Here is a 21,039-nt window from a genome sequence, read left to right as displayed (position 1 = left end):
TATCGACAAATATAACAATTTGAATCGAACTATTTTCCTTGCAAAAACATAAAAAGATTGTATATTTGCACCGGCAAGTCCTACACGACCAGCTCCTGCAAACTCCTCCAGGGTGGGAACGCAGCAAAGGTATGTGGTTGTAGCGGTGCGATGTAGGTCGCTTGCCATTTTTTTTTTACTCTTCAGTCGAATTCAATCTCACCATTTTATTTACCGTAAAAAGGCATTTAAGAAATATAAGCTTTTCTAGCTTGTATTAGTTTTTTTTAAGATTATACTTTTATAAACCGTATAAGGCATATATGAAATATAAGTTTTTCAAGCTTGTATTAGTTTTCTTTTACAAACTTATACTTTTCTTATATGGTTGAAAGCCTTTATTTACTTTTTTTGATTTCTAATTAGTTCTTTTCATTACTTTCGCTTTCACAAATTCAAAAACATGCATTTAAATTGGAAAATAGTGCAACACCAACTGAAAGAACCTTTCAAAATTGCTTATGGTGTATATCATTTCAGAAATGCTTTAATTGTTTCGATTGATTTCAATGGTAAAACCGGTTTTGGTGAATGTACCGAAATTGATTATTATCACATTCATTTAGCTGATTTTGTGAATGATTTACAACGAATTCAACCCGTTTTTAGCAATTTTCTGATCGAACATCCTTTTGGTTTTTTCAAGAAACTTCAAGCTTTATCATTGCATCCTTTTTTGCAATCGGCAATAGATTGTGCGTTTTGGGATTTGTACGGAAAACTTGAAAACAAAACATTTTCCGAATTAAATCAACTACAATCGACTCATTTTCCTCAATCTTCGATTACAATTAGTATGGATGAGGAATCCGTTCAGCTCAAGAAGATCATAGATTCGGATTGGGAGTTTTGTAAAGTAAAAGTCAATTCATGGTCATCTTCCTTACGGGATAAATTGTTGGCTACCGGAAAGAATATCAGCATTGATTCCAATGGAAGTTTTTCATTGGAAACGTGTGAATTCATTCAAAATGATCCGCTTTCTGCAAAATTCTTATATTTCGAACAACCGATGTCAAAAGGTGCAGAAAATTACAAAAACTTATCCCAAAATAGTTATGCCAATTGGATGGCGGATGAAGATTTGCAATCCATTGAAGATTTGGAATTACTTAAACCACATTACAAAACACTCAACATCAAAGTGATGAAATGTGGTGGATTAACACCTTCGTTAGCCATTATCCAAAAAGCAAAAGCGATGAATTTTAAAATTATGATTGGTTGTATGACTGAATCAACGGTTGGTATTTCTGCCGGAATTGCCTTGGCTTCTTTTGCTGATTATCTCGATTTGGATGGTGCCAATTTAATTGCAAATGATACATTTAATGGTTCAAAAATTGTGAATGGGAGAGTGGTTTTGAGTGAAGATGCGGGGTTGGGGATTAAAATTTAAATATAAAAGAGTTATATAAAAATTATTAGATTCATATTTAATTTTTGGAGAAGTCGCTAAATTGTGAAAAGCTTGATTTTTTAATTAAAATTATAATCATAAAACACACCTTCATAACCAAGTTTATATTTTTTTTTCTCAGGATTTTTTATCTTAAAGACTAATTTTTTTATACTTATTCCATCGCAAGGTTCAGAACCTTTTTCTTCAGAAATTAAGATGATTGAATCATTTCTAATAATAAAATCACCTTTAATACCCATACATTCATTACCAATGACATAGGTAGTTGCAACGATATAATCTTCAATGTAATCGGTCTCAATATTTATTGGATTTGAAAATTTTGATTTAAACTCTTTATGCTGTTCTCGGTTTTTAGGTCCAGATACATCAAACGATATAAGATTGTTATTCTTTTGTGTTTTGCTTTTTTCAGTCTTTACATTTTTAGTGTTGTGATTATCTTTTTCATTGTTTAGCTTCCCACATGAAATTATCATAAAAATCAAAATTGTAATCAATACTTTATTCATGGTTCAAATGTCTTATGTATTTCCTAATGTTAGGATTAACAAATATAATTTATTTTAAACAACTTCTTCAAATCACTATATTTGCTTTTTAAACCTAACCATGTCAAAAGTAATTCTCATCACAGGCGGATCTTCCGGAATTGGTAAATCCATCGGCACTTTTCTTCATCAAAAAGGCTATGTTGTTTATGGAACAAGTAGAAATCCAAGTCAAGTAAAAGATTCTGTTTTTCCATTGTTACAATTGGATGTTCGTGATGTGAACAGTATTAACAATGCAGTTTCCGAATTAATTCAAAAAGAAGGCAAACTGGATGTTGTCATCAACAATGCCGGAGTTGGAATTACCGGTCCGCTCGAAGAAATTCCTACCCAAGAAATCAAAAACAATTTTGAAACCAATTTTTTTGGACCAATTGAAGTCATAAAAGCCGTTTTACCTCAAATGAGAAGTCAACAATCAGGTTTAATTATCAACATTACTTCCATTGCGGGCTACATGGGATTACCTTATCGAAGTGTTTATTCTGCCTCAAAAGGTGCGTTGGAAATCATCACCGAAGCCATTCGAATGGAAGTAAAATCCTTCGGCATTCAATTAACCAATGTTGCTCCCGGAGATTTTGCTACCAACATCGCTTCCGGTCGTTATCACGCTCCGTTAAAGGGCGATTCTGCTTATAAAATCCCATACGGAAATACATTAAAAATGATGGATGAACACGTTGACTCAGGTAGTAATCCAAACGAAATGGCTTTTGCAATTCATAAAATTATTGAAACTAATAAACCGAATGTTCATTATAAGGTAGGAAGTTTTCTCCAACGTTTTTCAGTTGTTTTAAAACGAATTTTGCCTGATAAGGTTTATGAAAAAATGTTGATGAATCATTATAAGCTTTGAATTAAAGTTAGCACTTAATATATTTTTTTCATGCAAAGAAAAAATGAAAGAAAATCTCGCAAAGACGCTGAGACGCAAAGTGAAGTCTAAAATTTGCGACTTTGCGACTTTGCGTGAGATAAATTGAAAGCTTGTTTGAAGAAAAACTTGAAACTTGAAACCTGAAACTTGAAACAAAAATAGTAACTTTGCATCCGAATTTAAACACAACTCACATATGAAATTTTTTATTGACACCGCCAACCTCGACCAAATCAAAGAAGCTCAAGCTTTAGGTGTTTTAGATGGCGTAACTACAAATCCGTCTTTGATGGCCAAAGAAGGCATTAGCGGCAAAAATAATGTATTGAAACATTATGTAGATATTTGTAACATTGTAACCGGTGATGTTAGTGCCGAAGTAATCGCAACCGATTACGAAGGAATGATAAAAGAAGGTGAAGAGTTATCGGAATTACATGATCAAATCGTTGTGAAATTACCAATGACTAAAGAAGGCATCAAAGCGTGTAAATATTTCTCAGACAGAGGAGTAAAAACAAATGTAACGTTGGTTTTTTCTGCCGGACAAGCTTTATTAGCAGCTAAAGCGGGAGCAACGTATGTTTCGCCATTCATTGGAAGATTGGATGATGTTTCCACAGATGGTTTAGCTTTAATCGAAGAAATCCGTGACATTTATGACAACTATGGTTATGATACACAAATTTTGGCTGCTTCAGTTCGTCACACAATGCACATTGTAAATTGTGCAAAAATCGGTGCCGATGTAATGACCGGACCTTTATCAGCAATTTTAGGATTGTTAAAACATCCATTAACAGACATTGGATTGGCTCAGTTTTTAGCCGATCATGCAAAAGCAAATCAATAGTTTTTAAACATAAAAAAATCCCGTCATTTTTTCAAGTGACGGGATTTTCTATTTTATAATTTTTCTATTTTAAATTCTCTGCAAATTTTACATCAAACAAGTTTACAAAACCATTGTGAATTTTTCCATTTTCATCTAAAATCATAGAACGATGTAATTTGGTAATTACCCATTTTTCTTTTAACTCTTCAAAATTATCGGCTCTAAATTCATTTATAGTTCCAAATCGATGATTTTCTAAAACTTTTTTCCATTTCGTTTGATCTTCATCAATATTAATAGCTACAAACTGATAATCAGGATTGTTTTTGTGAAAATCCAATGCTTTTTTATGAACGGCTAATAAATGTGATTCTGCATTTTCTGTCCAAAAGAAAACAACTGTTCTTTTGTTTAAAATAGTTTGACTGTTGATTTTATTTCCATTCAAATCAACCAAAGTAACTGCCGGTAAATCATTTCCTAATTTTAAATTCTGAATAGATGAACCAATTTTATTAATCTCGTTTTGCTTGCTTTTATCAGTCGATAATTCATTATAACGAGCTAAAAACTTCTGATTGTTAACGATATTTTGATCTTCTAATAAATAGGAGAAAGCAATATTATCAAGAATTTTATTTTTTATTTTCTCATTCTTAAAAAGTGTATCGGCAATGTTTAATTTATGAATGTGTTGTTCTAAATCTTCATCTTCCAAATTGGTTGAATTGGGCTGACTGAATGACACATTTCCCAGAAAATTAGTAAGATAACGTACAAATGGAGAATAATTGACCAATGATTTATTATTGAAATCTACTTCATTTCTGTGGTTATAATAATTTGAGGGTAGCTTTTCATTTACATTTTCACCCGTTCTCATTTTGTGAGCCATCGGATAAATTTCCTTTTTTGAAAAATGATGAAAGTTCAACATTGTTTTCGCATACAAATCAAAGTCATCATTCCATTTTATTTTTTCTTTTTTGGAATTGTAAAATTTGACTTTACTTTCGTAAGATGAATCACAATTTGTGATAAACTTATCTACATCATAATCAAAAACATCAAACATTTTGTTTCTGTCATCTTCATTTTTTAGATAAAGTTCCATCAAAAAATTATTCTTTTCATCACCACGTCCACAAAACACAATTGATTCATCAAATTCAATCGGATTGATGCGAACCATTAAACTGTCGTTTTTGTCAAAATAAACATATTGATATTCAGGCTCGTGTTTAAAAGTATATAAACCGGGAGCTAACGAATCAAACTTGTGAATGAATCGGTTATTTTTATCCAAAAAAATAGTATCAACAACTTCATCATCTTTTAGGAACAAGACAAAGTTATTTTTAGGATTAATTACTTCACCACCAAAATAGGCCACATAGTTATCATTGTCAAATTCTTTTTGACATCCGGATACTATAAATAGTAAAGCGATATTTAGTGTGAAAAGTATTTTTTTTGAATAGGCAATCATTTTGTGGTATTAGTTTATAACAAAAGTATTTTTTCTAATGTTTACATCTTGTTAACAGACAGTTAAAATAAACCTATATTTATTCTAAATAACTGTAACTCAAAAGTGCTTTATTTTTTCTACTTTTGCAACGCTTTTTAAAAATAGAAAATACATGTTGACAGTTTCAAATTTATCAGTTCAGTTTGGCAAAAGAATTTTGTTTGACGAAGTGAATGTAACCTTCACACAAGGCAATTGCTACGGAATTATCGGTGCAAACGGTGCCGGAAAATCCACGTTCATGAAAATTATTTCAGGCGATATGGATCCAACTTCCGGACGTATCATTTTGGAACCCGGAAAAAGAATGTCGGTTTTAAACCAAAATCACAATATGTTTGATGAACATACTGTTTTGGAAACGGTTTTGATGGGAAATAAAATTTTATATGCCGTTAAAACTGAGATGGATGCATTGTATGCCGATTACAATGATGCCAATGCAGACAGAATAGGTGAGTTACAAGTGCAATTTGAAGAAATGAATGGATGGAATGCCGATTCTGATGCGGCTTCTATGTTGTCTAACTTAGGGATTTCTGCCGATTATCATTATAATTTGATGGGCGAATTAGAAGGGAAACTGAAAGTACGCGTCCTTTTGGCACAAGCTCTTTTCGGTAATCCGGATGTATTGATTATGGATGAGCCTACCAACGATTTGGATTTTGAAACCATTGGTTGGTTAGAAAATTTCTTAGCCAATTATGAAAACACCGTTTTAGTAGTATCGCATGACCGTCACTTTTTGGATGCGGTTTGTACGCATGTTTCGGATATCGATTTTGGAAAAATTACGCATTATTCCGGAAATTATACATTTTGGTACGAAAGTAGCCAATTAGCAGCCAAACAACGTGCTCAACAAAACAAAAAGGCGGAAGAGAAAAAAGCTGAATTAGAAGAATTTATACGTCGTTTTAGTGCCAACGTAGCCAAATCTAAACAAGCTACTTCACGTAAGAAAATGATTGAGAAATTGAATCTAGACGAAATAAAACCATCCAGCAGAAGATATCCTGCCATTATTTTTGACCAAGAGCGTGAAGCCGGTGATCAAATTTTGAATGTAGTTGGGTTAAGTGCATCGGTAGAGGGTGAAACACTTTTCAAAAATGTCGATTTAAATATGGCAAAAGGTGATAAAGTGGTAGTTTTTTCAAAGGATTCACGTGCTACATCTGCATTTTATGAAATTTTAAACGGAAATTTAAAAGCAGATGCAGGAACATTTGATTGGGGAATAACAACTACACAATCTTATTTGCCGGCAGACAATCATGCCTTTTTTGAAAATGATTATACGTTAGTCGATTGGTTACGCCAATGGGCAAAAACAGAAGAAGAACGTGACGAAGTTTATGTTCGCGGATTTTTAGGTAAAATGATTTTTTCAGGTGAAGAAGCTCTTAAAACCGGACGAGTTTTATCCGGTGGAGAAAAAGTGCGTTGCATGATTTCTCGAATGATGATGCTTCGTGCCAATGTTTTAATGCTAGATGAACCAACCAATCACTTGGATTTGGAATCGATTCAAGCGTTTAACAACTCGTTAAAAAACTTCAAAGGTTCAGTTTTGTTTACAACACATGATCATGAATTTGCTCAAACTGTTGCTAATCGTGTAGTTGAAATTACACCAAATGGTGTGATAGATCGCTACATGACATTTGATGAATATTTAGAAGATGATAAAATCAAAGAATTGAGAAAGAAAATGTATAGCTAGTTATAAATAGAATCCTGAGACTTTGTTTCGGGATTTTTTTTAAAATAAATCGTAAAAAATTATATCTTTACACACCAAACAACACAACCATGAGTCAAAAAGTATTGCTCACTTCCAAAGAAGTCAATATCATTCTCCATCGTTTGGCCTGTCAGCTGATTGAAAAACACCTTGATTTCTCAGATACAATCATTATCGGATTACAGCCTCGCGGATCTTTCTTAGCCAAAAGAGTCGTTCAACTTTTACAAGAAGAATACCAAGTTAAAAATATAAAATTCGGCTTGTTAGACATCACTTTTTTTAGAGATGATTTCCGTCGTGGCGAAAAACCATTGGAAGCCAATAAAACCGAAATTGATTTTATTGTCGAAGATAAAAAAGTCATATTTATTGATGATGTTTTATACACAGGAAGAAGTATTCGATCGGCTTTGACTGCCATTCAATCCTTCGGAAGACCAAGTGAAATTGAGCTTTTGGTACTCATTGATAGAAGATTTAGCCGTCATTTACCCATTCAACCCGATTATCGTGGAAGACAAGTGGACGCCATTAATAATGAAAAAGTGAAAGTTTGCTGGACTGAAAATGAAGGCGAAGATACTGTATATTTAATAACTACTAACACACAAACACCTGAAAATGTCTGAACTAACTGTCAACCATTTATTAGGCATTAAATACCTTCAACCGGAAGATATTCAACTTATTTTTGAAACAGCCGATCATTTTAAAGAAGTGATTAACCGTCCGATTAAAAAAGTTCCGTCTTTGCGGGATATTACAATTGCTAACATCTTTTTCGAAAATAGCACACGGACAAAATTATCTTTCGAACTCGCTCAAAAACGACTTTCTGCTGATGTAATTAGTTTTTCTGCGGCTCAATCATCCGTAAAAAAAGGAGAAACATTAATTGATACAGTCAACAATATTTTGGCAATGAAAGTCGATATGGTTGTGATGCGTCACGCTAATCCCGGTGCAGCTTATTTTCTATCAAAAAATGTAAAAGCAAGTATTATCAATGCCGGTGACGGAGCTCATGAACATCCTACACAAGCGTTATTAGACAGTTATTCAATACGTGAACGATTGGGTGAAGTAGGAGGTAAGAAGGTGGTAATTGTTGGAGATATTCTTCATTCCAGAGTGGCACTTTCCAATATTTTTGCCCTTAAAATGCAAGGAGCAGAAGTAAAAGTGTGCGGACCTAAAACATTAATTCCAAAACACATTGAAAGTTTAGGAGTTACGGTTGAACCTAATTTGAGAAAAGCATTAGAATGGTGTGATGTTGCTAATATGCTTCGTGTTCAAAATGAACGAATGGATGTGAATTATTTTCCTTCAACAAGAGAATATGCTCAGCAATATGGTGTGGATAAAGCACTTTTAGACTCTTTAAATAAAGAAATTGTCATCATGCATCCGGGTCCGATTAATCGAGGAGTGGAAATCACAAGTGATGTAGCCGACTCCAAACAATCCGTTATTTTAGAACAAGTTGAAAACGGCGTAGCGATTAGAATGGCGGTTATTTATCTTTTGGCTTCTAAGATTAAATAATTTTTTGTATTTTAGTAGTTGAGATATTGAAAACTCAGTTTCTCATCAACTCAGAATCTCAGCAACTCCAATATATGAAAGTCGATCAAAAAGGACATACTACTATTTTAAAAAATACCCAAGGCGATTGTGTAGCTTTTCTTGAAAAAGTAACTACGCAACACAATAGCTTTAAAAATCAGAATTTAATTTTGGATATGTCGATGGATAAAGAAGTAAAACTGAAACAGATAAAATTGTTCAGTGATTTATCCAAAACACATAAAAAAGGGAAAAAATCTTTTGTCATCGTGGTTCAAGATATCGATTTTAATGATGTTCCAACCAAATTAACAGTTGTACCAACACTTTTAGAAGCTCACGACATCATCGAAATGGAAGAAATTGAAAGGGATTTGGGTTTTTAACCGACAACAAACAACCGACAACTTCCTTTATGAAACTAACCATCCTCGGCTGTTACGCCGCCACACCACGCACAATCACCAATCCGACTTCACAGGTTTTAGAAATTAAAAACCGTATGTTTTTGATTGATTGTGGTGAAGGAACACAAGTGCAATTGCGGAAGAATAAAATTAAATTCTCAAAAATCAATCATATTTTTATTTCGCATTTACACGGTGATCATTTTTTTGGTTTGGTGGGATTGATTTCTACGTTTATGCTGCTTAATCGTGAAAGTGATTTACATGTGTATGGACCAAAAGGAATTAAAGAGTTAATTTTATTGCAATTGCGTGCCGGAAATTCATTTACAGGTTACAACCTTTATTTCCATGAATTAGAATCAAAAGAAAGTGAAGTGCTTTTTGAAGATGAAAAAGTGATTGTCAAAACCATTCCGCTTAAACACCGAATTTACACCAACGGATTTCTATTCCAAGAAAAAAATAAAGAACGAAAATTGAACATCGATAAAATTCAAAATCTTGGAATTGATGTCGTTTATTACCAAAAAATAAAATACGGCGGCGATATCACTTTAGATAACGGAACAATTATTCCCAATCACGAAATCACATTTGATCCTGACCACGAAAAAAGTTATGCTTTTTGTTCGGATACGGTTTATGATGAAGATTTAATTCCGATATTTGAAAATGTTGATGTTTTGTATCACGAATCTACTTTTTTAGAAAAAGAATCGCATTTGGCAGAAAAAACAATGCATACTACAGCCAAGCAAGCTGCTACAATCGCTTTAAAAGCAAATGTAAAAAATCTTGTACTTGGACATTATTCCACTCGCTACGAATCGATTGAATTGTTTAGAACTGAAGCAGAAACTATTTTCCCTAATGTGCTTTTGGCGGAAGATGGGAAGGAGTTTGAGTTTTAGAAAGGTTGCGAGTTGAAAGTTGCGAGTTAAAAGTTGCAAGTTTCGGGTTATTCTGTGAATTCTGTGGTTTCTGTGAGAAATATTTTTTCTTTCCGGTTTTTGTTTCCAAGTAGGCGATTTGTTTCCTTTCTAGCCCCGATTGAAGCGGCATCCTTTTGTGTAGCTTGCGAAACAAAAGATAGAGCGGAAAGCGGGAAAATGGATGGCTGGAAAAGCCCAAGCCATTCGCTTCTAACTGTTAACAAACTGAACACTTACATCTGAAATCTGCAACTGCAAACTGTATTTGAAAACCCATTTATTTGTACCTTAGCCACTCAATACCTAAGTAACAACATAAAATGGAAGATCTCAGCAATTACCGAAAATCATACGAAAAAAGCGAACTTTTGGAAACCAACATTCCGGAAGATCCAATCAATTTATTTCACCGTTGGTTTTATGAAACCGAAGAACAAGGCAATATTGAAGAAGTGAATGCCATGACGGTTTCTACTATCGGGAATGACGGTTTTCCAAAGTCTCGTGTAGTTTTACTTAAAAAATTCAACGAAGAAGGATTTATTTTTTATACAAATTATGAATCCGAAAAAGGAAAAGCCATCGAAGCAAATCCTAATGTTTGTCTTTCCTTTTTTTGGCATTCAATGGAAAGACAAGTTATTATTAAAGGTATTGCAGAGAAAACGTCTGCCCAACTTTCGGATAATTATTTTGACTCTCGTCCGGATGGAAGTAAATTAGGAGCAATTGTTTCTAACCAAAGTAGGGTAATTGAGTCTAGAACTGTTTTAGAAGAGAGACTCAAAGCTTTAGAATCTGAATTTGAAGGAAAAGAAATTCCTCGTCCATCTTTTTGGGGCGGATTTTTAGTTCGTCCGCAAGAAGTAGAATTTTGGCAAGGAAGACCAAATCGTCTTCATGACCGAATTCGATATCAACTTCAAAATGATTATTCTTGGAAAATTGAAAGATTAGCACCTTAATATGTAAGAAAAAATCTAGATAAAAATAAAAAAAGTGCATTTCATCGATTTTATTTGGCACTTTAACGAATATAGTAGTAATATTGAACTGTCTAACAAGATATACGTTCTCAAATTATAAAGCACCAAGATATTTGCCCCACATCTATCAAACGCTAAAAAATATTTAGATAATAAAAAGGTATTTGCCCCACATCTACTTTTAAAACTTAACCTACTACTATGAAAGCAAAAATGTTTAGAGCATTGTTGCCATTCGCAATTGTGTTCACTTTGATTTCTTGTTCTTCTGATTCATCAGAAGATACTGTAACGCCAGTCGTTGAGAATTTTTCTTATAACGAAACTGAGTTGGATTTAATGAACAAAATCAATAACCACAGAGTAAGTGTTGGGTTAAATCCATTAGAACAAATCAATCACATTTCTTACAAATCGTCTGAACATAATGACTATATGATTGAAAATGATGTAGTTGGTCACCAATATTTTGACCAAAGAGCAACTAACATTAAACAAGTTTTGGGAGCTGTTCAAGTAAGTGAAAATGTAGCTTATAATTATCAATCAAACGAAGGTGTTTTAAACGCTTGGTTAATGAGCGACGGCCACAAAGATAACATTGAAGGAGATTTTACACATTTCGGAATATCAGTTAAAACAAATCCAACCACAGGAAAAAAATACTACACCAACATTTTTATGAAAAGGTAATTTTGCCCCGAATTTGCCTTAACCTAAGAAGAACCATTCGTTATCGAGTGGTTTTTTTTATGGATAATTTATAAATGTCCGATTTCAAAATCTCCGAATCATTGTCTTCGCAAAGTAAGAAAGTGATTTCGGATTTAGAATTTTTATAAACCGTTATTCCCTCAAATTTATGTTTATCAGTAATTTTCTCAGTAAAATCTATTTTAAAAGTAGAAGGATTTATTGCTCCAATCCAACTTCCTAAAACAACACCATCTTCATAAGTAGAATTTGAATCTTCGGCAGATGCCAAAAAATAAATTTGATTTTCCACTAAAACGGCATCTGTAAAAGTTACATTGACATTTTTTTCTTTTGGTAAAGTGATTGTAACAAAATCAATTTTACTAGGATTTTCAATCGATTCACTTAAAACAAAAATACCATTCTGACTTGCCGAGCCATTTCCTCTCTGAAATAAAAACCATTTATTTTCATATTTCACAACACCCTCAATATTCAAATTTTCTTTGTCAACTCCTGATGATTCTGATATTTTTGAAAACAAATCACGTAAATCATCGAAAGAATATTTTTTAGTTTTCAGATTATATTCTGCCAAAATCATTCTTTTTTCAGTCGAACCCGAGCCCAAAACCAAAATCGAATCTCCGGTTTTCAAAATCGATTCAAAATCAGGTTTATCTTTTTTCGCAATAGATTCTTGACTATTTTCAAACAATTCAATCTTGTCTAATTTCTCTTTCTTAAAATTATATTCATACAAAAACGAACTCGAATCAGAAATCAAGAAGAGCGAATCATTTTCAAACACCAAACCCGAAGTCGCTCCAATTCCCAAAATCTGAAAAAATAACTCTAATTTAAATTTGTCCATACTTTTTTGTACTTTGGTGTAAAATTAATCAATCTAATCCACATCAAATGAAAAATATAAAACCGGAACATTTTAGAGTCGATTCCGAAATTAGTTTATCCAATACCCCCACTTTTTTAGACATAGAAACTTCCGAAAAAAAGAAGGAAAAAATACTTCAAAAAACCCGTGAAAAGTTGAGCAAATTGCAAGACACGATGTATGCTCACAACCGTTACGGAGTACTCATTTGCTTGCAAGGAATGGACACTGCCGGAAAAGACAGCCTCATTCGCGAAGTTTTCAAAGAATTTAACGCTCGTGGCGTGGTAGTTCACAGTTTTAAAACACCCAATTCCACCGAATTGGAACACGATTATTTGTGGCGGCATTACATTGCACTTCCCGAAAAAGGAAAATTCGCCGTCTTTAACCGAACGCATTATGAAAATGTACTAGTAACTCGCGTTCACCCCGAATACATTCTCAACGAAAACATTCCCGGCATAGAAACCGTCGAAGATATCACACCCGAATTCTGGGAAAACCGTTTTGAAAGCATCAATGCATTCGAAAAACACATCGCTTCAAACGGCGTAATCATCCTCAAATTCTACCTTCATCTCAGTAAGGAAGAGCAACGTCAACGACTTCTTCGCCGACTCGAAACTGAGAAACACAATTGGAAATTTTCGCCCGGCGATCTAAAAGAACGTGCGTTGTGGAACGACTATCAAAATTGTTACGAAGATGCCATCAATCGCACCTCAAAACCGCATGCACCGTGGTATATCGTGCCGGCAGACAACAAAGAAACCTCTCGCTATATTGTGGCCAAAACCATTCTCGAAGAGCTTCAAAAATACACCGAAATCAAAGAACCGGAACTAGAAGACAAAGTAAAAGACAATATCAAAATGTATCACGATTTGCTAAAATCCGAAGAATAGCATTTGGCCGCACTACGGGCTATCCGCTGCAATTCCTCAAGCCAAAACACAAAAAACTAAGCCGTAAAAAGAGCTTCCGCCGGTCGCTTTTTTGCGGCAAGTTTTTTAGTGTTTTGGCTCTCCGGGATTTCCGCTGCTATCCCTGGCGGAAACAGTGCCGTCAAACCATTTCATTACAAAATATGGTAATTCTGTAACAAATCAACGTTAAAATATAATCACTTTCATTAGTAGAAAATTACCTTTGTAAGGATTTTCATTTTTTAACACTTGAAAACTCAACAAAATAAGCTAATTTTAAACCCAAAAGGACACGTTGAAAAAGAACTTAAAAAAGGTAGTACGAATTTTACTTTGGATAATTGGTTCCATCGTGCTAACATTTCTCCTTTTAGTAATTTTATTGCAAGTTCCTGCCGTTCAGAATTTTGTAAAAGACAAAGCTGTTAGCTACATCGAAGACAAAATTAAAACCAAAGTTTCCATTGACCGAATCGAAATCGGTTTACCCAAAAACGTCATCGTAGAAGGAATTTATTTCCAAGATCAGCAAAAGGATACACTTTTGTATGGCGAAAAAGTATTGGTCAACATCAGCTTATTCAAACTCATCAGCAGCAAAGTTGATATCGAAAATGTTGAACTAACCGGTGTCGTAGCCAACATCAACCGAAATAGTGAAGGCGAATTCAACTTCGATTACATCATCAAAGCCTTTTCTTCCGAAGAACCAAAACCGGAATCTGAACCAACCGAAATTTCGTTAGACAAAATCAATTTAAACAACATTCGTTTTACGTTTGACGATGCGTTAACGCAAAATGATTTTAAACTAAATTTAGGTCATTTCAACACGCGAATTAAAACTTTTGATTTAGAAAATTTAGATTTCGAAGTACCAAAAATCGAAATTGATGGCTTAAAACTTCAACTTAAACAAGGTATCGCACAAGTGCTTCAAAACACAGAAGAAGTAGCAGAAGATGCCAAAAACGAACCCAACCTAAAATTGAAAATAGGCGAAGTCGATTTAGGAAAAATCGACATTCGTTTTGAAAGTGAATCTAATCAACTAAAAACCGGATTAGCGTTTCAAAAATTAGTGGTTAGTTTTAATGAAATCGATCTAAAAAAACAATTCATCGACATCGCTTCATTGGATTTGAAACAAACCAAAGCCAACTTAGTTCTCGGAAAAATAGAAGAACAAGTAACCAAAGAACCATCAACGGAAACAGCATCCAACAATTGGAAAGTTAAACTCGACAAAATTTTAGTTGAAAAATTAGACTTTCAATTTGATGATGAAAAATCAGCCCCAATTGCTAAAGGAATTGATTATAAACATCTTCATCTTCAAAACCTAAATCTTGATGCTTCAAAACTAAGCTACACCACCGAAAATATGGCGGCCAACATTCATTCGTTTCAAGTGAATGACAAAAGTGGTTTAGAAATTCAATCGTTTTCAACCGTTTTCAAGATGACTCCAACCGGAATTTCACTTGAAAAATTAGCTATAAAAACACCACAAACCGAAATTAAAAATAAGTTAGTGATTGGTTTTCCTTCGCTTGAATCTATTAGCGAAGATCCATCTACTATTACCCTTGATGCTCGACTTTTACAAACCAAAATAGCCTTTCAGGATTTGTTGCTTTTTGCTCCGCAATTGGCTAAGGATAATCCGTTTAAAAGTCATCCAAACGCCATTTTGCTTTTAAATACAGAACTTTCAGGAAAATTAGATAACCTAGAAATTCTATTTTTTGAAATCAGCGGAATTGGTCAAACCAATGCATCACTTTCGGGTAGAATTGTTGGTCTACCGGATATCGAAAAAACATATTTTGATCTAGCGATTGATCAATTTCAATCTACGTCCAAAGATGTGTTGACATTTGTTCCACTAAATACAATTCCATCGAATATTCAACTTCCAACCACATTTAAACTCAATGGAAATTTCAAAGGATTAATCAATGATTTTGCCACCAATTTGAATTTAAAAAGCAGTTTCGGAGATGCAAAAGTGGTTGCTCTTTTTGATCAATCCAAAAAAGGAAATGAACAGTATGATGCTCAAATTGACTTGACGGAATTTGATTTAGGAAAATTAATTAAAAACGATTCCATCGGAAAATTAACTTTAAAAGCAGATGTAAAAGGTGTTGGTTTAGAGCCTAAAACAGCTTCCGCCGATGCTTATTTAGAGGTGATTAAAGCGACTTACAATTCATACACTTACCAAAATGTTTCATTAAAAGGAGCAATCCAAAATGGCGATTTTGAAATCACAACCGCAAGTCAAGATCCAAATATCACGTTTGACGGAATTGCTTCAGGAAGTTTCAAAACCGAATATCCAACCGGAAAACTGAAGTTAAATTTAGAAATGGTTGATTTGGAAAAACTCAATTTTATGGAAAAACCTTTCCGATTCAAAGGAATTGTTGAAGCCGATATGACTTCCACCGACATTGATTTTTTAAATGGCGATGTGGTGTTACACGAATTTATTTTAGCCAACGAAAAAGAGCAATTTGTATTAGATTCAGTTAAAATTTCAGCAGAATCAACCGTTGAAAATAATAGTATAAAACTAGAATCTCAATTTGTAGATGCGGCGATTTTAGGAAAATACAAATTATCAAAAATTGGCGAATCACTTTCAAATTCCATTCAAAAATATTATAATTCATCAGGAAATCCATCTGTAAAAAATTCAGAAGAACAACATTTTGCATTCAATGTCGAGGTAAAAAATACGCCAATGTTGCAAAAAATTGTTCCTGATTTAACCGGTTTAGAACCGATTTCGATCGATGGAAGATACAATACGGTGAACGATTCTATCATTATTAAAGGCAGAATTCCATTGGTAAAATATGGAAAAATTACAGTTTCCAATGCGGTAATCGATTTGAAAACCGAAGAAAATGCGTTGGTTTATAATTTAGAAGTTGATGATATTCAAAGCGAACAATTTCAAATTCCGCATACGATTGTAAGCGGAAAAGTTGAAAATAATGTGGTGAATTATGCATTACAATTGCTCGATGCGAAAGATGAAGAACGTTATTATTTAGCCGGAAGATTAGAAGCCAAAAACGGAATAAATGAAGTGAGTTTAGATTCAGAAAAACTAATTCTAAATTACAACGAGTGGCAATTGGCGGCCGATAATCTCATTCGTTTTGGGCAACAAGGAGTTAATGCAACCAATTTTGATTTGTCCAAAGGCGAAAATAAGTTAACTATTCAATCGGAAACCAGCGATATGAGTTCTCCAATTTCAATCGATTTTGAGAATTTTGAGATTGAAACGTTGACTAGTTTCGCTCAACAAAGTCAGTTAGAAATGACCGGAAAAATCAACGGTAATGCCAATGTTAGAGATATCAATTCAACACCAATTTTTACTTCCGATTTAACAATTGAAAATTTCACATTCAAAAAAGATACCGTTGGCGATGTTAAACTGAAAGTGAACAATGAAACCGCTTCTACTCTCAACGCAGAAGTTTCGATTACAAGCCAAGAAAACAAAGTAGATTTGAATGGTTTTTATCGCACAAGCGACAGCAGTTTTGAAATGAAATTAGACATTGACCGATTGAATTTAAAAAGTATTCAAGGTTTCACAATGGGGAATTTGACCAACAGCACCGGTTTTTTCACCGGAAATTTCGATATTTCAGGAACAGTTGACAAACCAAATGTAGTTGGAACGTTAGATTTTAATGAAATCGGATTTAAAGTTACTTCTCTCAATTCCAATTTTAAATCCATTAATGATCAAATCAAATTTACAGGAGAATCCATCGTTTTTGACAATTTTGGAATTAAAGATGAAAAAGACAATGATTTGAATATAAACGGAAGAATTTTGACTTCCACTTTTCAAGATTTTCAATTCGATTTAAACGTTGTTGCTGATAATTTTAAAGCGATTAATTCAACAGCCAAAGACAGTGATTTATTTTATGGTGAATTATATATTGATACAAAATTAGATATCAAAGGCGATTTAGCGAGTCCGGTTGTTAACGGAAGTTTGAAGGTAAATGAAGATACAAAATTCACAGTTGTTTTGCCTCAATCCGATCCTTCTATTGCTGATCGCGAGGGAATTGTTGAATTCATCGACCCTAATACAGTAAAATTGTTTGATGATGCGTTGACGATGAAAGATTCATTAAACACATCCGATATTCGTGGAATTTTAGCCGCCGTCAACATCGAAATTGATAAAGAAGCCGAGTTTTCCATCATCATTGATAAAGCCAACGGAGATTTCTTAAAATTAAAAGGTGAAGCTCAATTGAGTGGCGGAATTGATCCTTCCGGTAAAACAACTTTGACAGGAAGATACGAATTTACCGAAGGTAGTTATGAAATGAATTTCAATTTAATCAAACGAAAATTCGACATTAAATCCGGCAGTTACATTCTTTGGACAGGCGAACCAACTTCGGCAAACATCAATATCACAGCAGTTTATAAAACAGAAACTTCTCCGTTAGATTTAGTCAGTGATCAATTAGGAGCAGTTTCAGCCGATGTTAGAACTCGCTATTTGCAACGTATTCCGTTTGAAACAGAATTGATTATGACAGGTGAATTAATGAAGCCAAACATTTCATTTGATATAGTTTTGCCAGATGGAAATAATAGTGTTTCTGCGGATATTATCAATATGACTCAGGCAAAACTGTCCCAATTACGTCAACAACCGGATGAGTTAAACAAACAAGTTTTTGCTTTGTTATTATTGAATCGATTTGTGAGTGAAACCACTTTTGCATCATCAGGCGGTCCATCGGCTGAATCATTGGCGAGAGATAGTGCCAGTAAAATTTTGTCGCAACAGTTAAACAATTTGGCAGGCGATTTGATTAAAGGTGTCGAAATGGAATTCGATTTAGATTCTTCCGATGATTTTACGACAGGACAAAGAGAAACCCGAACAGATTTGAATGTAGCTCTCTCTAAAAAGTTGTTAGACGATCGTTTGAAAATTACCGTTGGAAGCAGTTTTGGATTAGAAGGTCCGCAACAAGAAAACCAAGATGCCACCAACATTGCAGGAGACATTTCTGCAGAATATCAATTGTCTAAAGACGGTCGTTATCGCGTAAAAGCGTATCGTAAAAACCTTTATCAAGTTGCCCTTTTAGGTGAAGTTGTAGAAACCGGAGTGGCATTTATTATCACGATTGATTACAATAAATTCAGAGAAATTTTCAGCAAGAAAAAAGAAGAGAATTCAAAAAAGAATCCATGAAGAACTTGAATAAACTATATATTTTTTCCATCATTGCATTTTTTGCTTCTTGCAGCAACACGCGTTTTTTGCCCGAAGGTGAATTGTTATACACCGGAGCAAAAGTAAAAGTGGAAGGAGACAGTCTCTCCAAAAGCGAAAAAAAGGAGTTAAAAACTCAGTTGAATGAATTACCACGTCCAAAACCGAATTCATCTATTTTAGGATTAAAACCGAAATTATATTTTTATAACCTTGCTGGCGAACCCAAAAAAGAAAAAGGATTTCGTCATTGGTTGAGAAATACGGTTGGAGAAGCACCGGTTTTATTCAGTAAAGTCGATCGCCAATACAATCAAGACGTTTTACAGAATTATGTAGAAAACAGCGGTTATTTTAATGCTGAAACAAAATCCGATTCTACTCGAAGAAATAAAAAAGCAAGTGTTGTTTATACTGTTACACCCAAAAAACAATACATCATTCGGAATGTAACTTTTCCGGAAGATTCTACTCAGCTGGCAAAAGATATTCGTGAATCAACTAGACGAAGTCGCTTACGTCCAAAACAAGGCTACAGTTTAGAAACAATTAAAGAAGAACGAATTCGCATTGATTCCCGTTTGAAAGAAAAAGGATATTATTATTTCAATGCTGATTATTTATTGATTCAAGCCGACACAACAGTCGCTCCACATCAAGTAGATTTAGTTGTGAAAATTAAAGATGATATTCCGGTTTTGGCTAAGAAACAATTTCGCATAAAAGATATTGTCGTTTATCCGAATTATACGATTCAAAATGATAGTATCCGAATCGCTTCCGATTCCGTTGTTCGACATAATGATTTTACGATTATTGATCCTGAAAATTTATTTGAACCGCGTATTTTCGATCGAACGTTATATTTCAAAAAGAATGATTTATACAACAGAACTAATCACAATTTGTCACTAAATCGTTTGGTAAATATGGGAACTTTTAAGTTTGTGAAAAACGAATTTAAAGTAGCCGATACCACCGGAAATTACTTGAATACATTTTATTATTTAACACCAATGCCAAAGAAATCAATTCGAACGGAATTGTTGGCAAAAACCAATTCAGCTAATTATACCGGAACAGAATTAAATGTTAATTGGAGTAATCGCAATACATTTAAAGGTGCAGAATTATTAACAATCTCGGCTTTTGGCGGAATGGAAGTGCAAGTTTCAGGTCAAAACAATGGTTTTAATGTTTATAGAGTTGGAACCGAAGCAAATTTAATTTGGCCAAGAATTATTGCTCCGTTTAAATTTGAATCGGCTAGTGGATTCGTTCCGAAAACAAAAGCAACTATTGGTTATGAATTTCAAAAACGAAGTAAATTATATTCTCTTCAAACCTTCAAAGGATCGTTTGGTTATTTATGGAAAGAAAATGAGCGAAAAGAACATCATTTTAATGTAACCGAAATCACGTATACAAGTCCGCAAAATGTAACGCAATTGTATCAAGATCAGATTGATATTAATCCGACATTAGAACGAATTATTGACAGACAATTGATTTTTGGACCAACGTATTCCTACACGTATACCAACACAATGCAACGTAGAAAAAAGAACACTTTTTATTACAGAGGAGCTATTGATTTTTCAGGAAATATTACAGGATTAATAACCGGAGCAAACGTAAAAAACGATAAGCAAGTTGAAATTTTTAATGTTCCATTCAGTCAGTTTGTAAAAATTGAAAATGAATTCCGTCATTATTTTAGGTTAGGAAAAGAATCTCAAATAGCCAGTCGATTGATTGTAGGAGCCGGATTTGCCTACGGAAATTCCGAAGAAATGCCATTCATCAAACAATTTTTTATCGGTGGAACCAATAGTATTCGTGCATTTAGAGCTCGTTCTATCGGCCCCGGAACATATGATAACTCTGTGAATGCCGGCGTTTTTTTACCGGATGAATCTGGTGATGTAAAACTGGAATTCAACACCGAATACCGTGCTCAAATTTATAATTTTATAAAAGGAGCTGTCTTTATCGATGCCGGAAATATTTGGTTGATGAATGACAATGCAGACAAACCAGGTTCTAAGTTTTCAAAGGATTTTTTAAATGAACTTGCTGTTGGAACCGGTGTCGGACTTCGTTTTGATTTTTCATTTTTAGTATTGCGAACCGATTTTGCATTTCCAATTAGAAAACCTTATCTGCCGGACGGTCAGCGTTGGGTTTTGGATGATATAAATTTCGGAAGCGGAACGTGGCGAAAAGAAAATTTAGTATTCAATTTAGCCATTGGTTATCCGTTTTAATTAAATTTTGGGTTAATTTTAGGACTTGTTCTGAACATATTTATGTATTT

Annotated in this window: 16 protein-coding genes and 1 other RNA gene; 14 read left to right on the top strand and 3 right to left on the bottom strand. The window is 33.8% G+C overall.

Going from position 1 to position 21,039, the window contains the following annotated elements; all coding sequences use genetic code 11:
• Window positions 1-71: 71 nt before the first annotated feature.
• An RNA gene (gene ffs / locus AC23MC_RS02735) (signal recognition particle sRNA small type) lies at window positions 72-170 on the top strand.
• A 272-nt stretch (window positions 171-442) separates the two neighbouring features.
• Entirely contained in the window at window positions 443-1,438 is a 996-nt protein-coding gene (locus tag AC23MC_RS02730; protein ID WP_487566899.1) for an enolase C-terminal domain-like protein, read from the top strand.
• An 80-nt stretch (window positions 1,439-1,518) separates the two neighbouring features.
• Here AC23MC_RS02730 and AC23MC_RS02725 read toward each other — a convergent pair whose 3' ends face one another.
• Window positions 1,519-1,974: a hypothetical protein gene (locus AC23MC_RS02725; protein ID WP_487566898.1), complete on the bottom strand. Its 456-nt coding sequence runs from the start codon at window positions 1,972-1,974 to the stop codon at window positions 1,519-1,521.
• Between the two features lie 100 nt (window positions 1,975-2,074).
• Here AC23MC_RS02725 and AC23MC_RS02720 point away from each other — a divergent pair, with 100 nt between their 5' ends.
• Complete coding sequence (locus tag AC23MC_RS02720) at window positions 2,075-2,878, top strand: SDR family oxidoreductase (protein ID WP_487566897.1); 804 nt, start codon at window positions 2,075-2,077, stop codon at window positions 2,876-2,878.
• A gap of 217 nt (window positions 2,879-3,095) precedes the next feature.
• Window positions 3,096-3,752 (top strand): fructose-6-phosphate aldolase, encoded by a 657-nt coding sequence (gene fsa / locus AC23MC_RS02715; protein WP_487566896.1) that lies wholly within the window; start codon window positions 3,096-3,098, stop codon window positions 3,750-3,752.
• A 64-nt stretch (window positions 3,753-3,816) separates the two neighbouring features.
• Here fsa and AC23MC_RS02710 read toward each other — a convergent pair whose 3' ends face one another.
• Window positions 3,817-5,223: a TlpA family protein disulfide reductase gene (locus AC23MC_RS02710; RefSeq protein ID WP_487566895.1), complete on the bottom strand. Its 1,407-nt coding sequence runs from the start codon at window positions 5,221-5,223 to the stop codon at window positions 3,817-3,819.
• A 154-nt stretch (window positions 5,224-5,377) separates the two neighbouring features.
• Between AC23MC_RS02710 and AC23MC_RS02705 the strand changes: the two genes are divergently transcribed.
• The 7 genes from AC23MC_RS02705 to AC23MC_RS02675 all read left to right on the top strand — a co-directional run bounded on the left by AC23MC_RS02705 (window position 5,378) and on the right by AC23MC_RS02675 (window position 11,608).
• Window positions 5,378-6,994 carry an ABC-F family ATP-binding cassette domain-containing protein gene (locus AC23MC_RS02705; protein WP_487566894.1) on the top strand — a complete coding sequence of 539 codons (1,617 nt, stop codon included), beginning with the start codon at window positions 5,378-5,380 and terminating at the stop codon, window positions 6,992-6,994.
• Window positions 6,995-7,083: 89 nt separating this feature from the next.
• A complete protein-coding gene (pyrR, locus tag AC23MC_RS02700) occupies window positions 7,084-7,647 on the top strand; it encodes a bifunctional pyr operon transcriptional regulator/uracil phosphoribosyltransferase PyrR (protein ID WP_487566893.1) in 564 nt (187 codons plus the stop codon).
• Entirely contained in the window at window positions 7,640-8,566 is a 927-nt protein-coding gene (locus AC23MC_RS02695; RefSeq protein ID WP_487566892.1) for an aspartate carbamoyltransferase catalytic subunit, read from the top strand. The genes pyrR and AC23MC_RS02695 overlap by 8 nt, the downstream gene beginning before the upstream one ends.
• A 74-nt stretch (window positions 8,567-8,640) precedes the next feature.
• A complete protein-coding gene (locus tag AC23MC_RS02690; RefSeq protein ID WP_487566891.1) occupies window positions 8,641-8,973 on the top strand; it encodes a ribonuclease Z in 333 nt (110 codons plus the stop codon).
• Between the two features lie 29 nt (window positions 8,974-9,002).
• Window positions 9,003-9,908: a ribonuclease Z gene (locus tag AC23MC_RS02685; RefSeq protein WP_487566890.1), complete on the top strand. Its 906-nt coding sequence runs from the start codon at window positions 9,003-9,005 to the stop codon at window positions 9,906-9,908.
• 341 nt (window positions 9,909-10,249) lie between these two features.
• Window positions 10,250-10,894: a pyridoxamine 5'-phosphate oxidase gene (gene pdxH, locus AC23MC_RS02680; RefSeq protein WP_487566889.1), complete on the top strand. Its 645-nt coding sequence runs from the start codon at window positions 10,250-10,252 to the stop codon at window positions 10,892-10,894.
• A 222-nt stretch (window positions 10,895-11,116) separates the two neighbouring features.
• The gene (locus AC23MC_RS02675) at window positions 11,117-11,608 is read left to right on the top strand and encodes a CAP domain-containing protein (protein ID WP_487566888.1); all 492 of its coding nucleotides are present in this window, start codon (window positions 11,117-11,119) and stop codon (window positions 11,606-11,608) included.
• 40 nt (window positions 11,609-11,648) lie between these two features.
• On the opposite strand, the gene AC23MC_RS02670 is transcribed toward AC23MC_RS02675, so the two are convergent.
• Window positions 11,649-12,485 carry a DUF6929 family protein gene (locus AC23MC_RS02670; RefSeq protein WP_487566887.1) on the bottom strand — a complete coding sequence of 279 codons (837 nt, stop codon included), beginning with the start codon at window positions 12,483-12,485 and terminating at the stop codon, window positions 11,649-11,651.
• 47 nt (window positions 12,486-12,532) lie between these two features.
• Here AC23MC_RS02670 and AC23MC_RS02665 point away from each other — a divergent pair, with 47 nt between their 5' ends.
• The 3 genes from AC23MC_RS02665 to tamL all read left to right on the top strand — a co-directional run bounded on the left by AC23MC_RS02665 (window position 12,533) and on the right by tamL (window position 20,989).
• Complete coding sequence (locus AC23MC_RS02665) at window positions 12,533-13,414, top strand: PPK2 family polyphosphate kinase (RefSeq protein ID WP_487566886.1); 882 nt, start codon at window positions 12,533-12,535, stop codon at window positions 13,412-13,414.
• Window positions 13,415-13,730: 316 nt separating this feature from the next.
• A complete protein-coding gene (locus AC23MC_RS02660; RefSeq protein ID WP_487566885.1) occupies window positions 13,731-18,701 on the top strand; it encodes a translocation/assembly module TamB domain-containing protein in 4,971 nt (1,656 codons plus the stop codon).
• Entirely contained in the window at window positions 18,698-20,989 is a 2,292-nt protein-coding gene (gene tamL, locus AC23MC_RS02655) for a translocation and assembly module lipoprotein TamL (RefSeq protein ID WP_487566884.1), read from the top strand. The genes AC23MC_RS02660 and tamL overlap by 4 nt, the downstream gene beginning before the upstream one ends.
• The last annotated feature ends 50 nt before the right edge of the window (window positions 20,990-21,039 follow it).

This window comes from Flavobacterium sp. T50_26, from assembly GCF_057652995.1.
The sequence above is the reverse complement of the archived record's forward strand: the minus strand, read 5'-3'. Positions and strand labels throughout refer to the sequence as shown.

Excerpts from the sequence above, each read along its gene's own strand:
- AC23MC_RS02690 (WP_487566891.1), top strand. The coding sequence starts at position 8,641 with ATGAAAGTCGATCAAAAAGGACATACTACTATTTTAAAAAATACCCAA.
- AC23MC_RS02695 (WP_487566892.1), top strand. The coding sequence starts at position 7,640 with ATGTCTGAACTAACTGTCAACCATTTATTAGGCATTAAATACCTTCAA.
- AC23MC_RS02675 (WP_487566888.1), top strand. The coding sequence starts at position 11,117 with ATGAAAGCAAAAATGTTTAGAGCATTGTTGCCATTCGCAATTGTGTTC.
- AC23MC_RS02705 (WP_487566894.1), top strand. The coding sequence starts at position 5,378 with ATGTTGACAGTTTCAAATTTATCAGTTCAGTTTGGCAAAAGAATTTTG.
- AC23MC_RS02670 (WP_487566887.1), bottom strand. The coding sequence starts at position 12,485 with ATGGACAAATTTAAATTAGAGTTATTTTTTCAGATTTTGGGAATTGGA.
- AC23MC_RS02665 (WP_487566886.1), top strand. The coding sequence starts at position 12,533 with ATGAAAAATATAAAACCGGAACATTTTAGAGTCGATTCCGAAATTAGT.
- AC23MC_RS02725 (WP_487566898.1), bottom strand. The coding sequence starts at position 1,974 with ATGAATAAAGTATTGATTACAATTTTGATTTTTATGATAATTTCATGT.
- fsa (WP_487566896.1), top strand. The coding sequence starts at position 3,096 with ATGAAATTTTTTATTGACACCGCCAACCTCGACCAAATCAAAGAAGCT.
- AC23MC_RS02710 (WP_487566895.1), bottom strand. The coding sequence starts at position 5,223 with ATGATTGCCTATTCAAAAAAAATACTTTTCACACTAAATATCGCTTTA.
- pdxH (WP_487566889.1), top strand. The coding sequence starts at position 10,250 with ATGGAAGATCTCAGCAATTACCGAAAATCATACGAAAAAAGCGAACTT.
- AC23MC_RS02730 (WP_487566899.1), top strand. The coding sequence starts at position 443 with ATGCATTTAAATTGGAAAATAGTGCAACACCAACTGAAAGAACCTTTC.
- AC23MC_RS02720 (WP_487566897.1), top strand. The coding sequence starts at position 2,075 with ATGTCAAAAGTAATTCTCATCACAGGCGGATCTTCCGGAATTGGTAAA.
- AC23MC_RS02685 (WP_487566890.1), top strand. The coding sequence starts at position 9,003 with ATGAAACTAACCATCCTCGGCTGTTACGCCGCCACACCACGCACAATC.
- tamL (WP_487566884.1), top strand. The coding sequence starts at position 18,698 with ATGAAGAACTTGAATAAACTATATATTTTTTCCATCATTGCATTTTTT.
- pyrR (WP_487566893.1), top strand. The coding sequence starts at position 7,084 with ATGAGTCAAAAAGTATTGCTCACTTCCAAAGAAGTCAATATCATTCTC.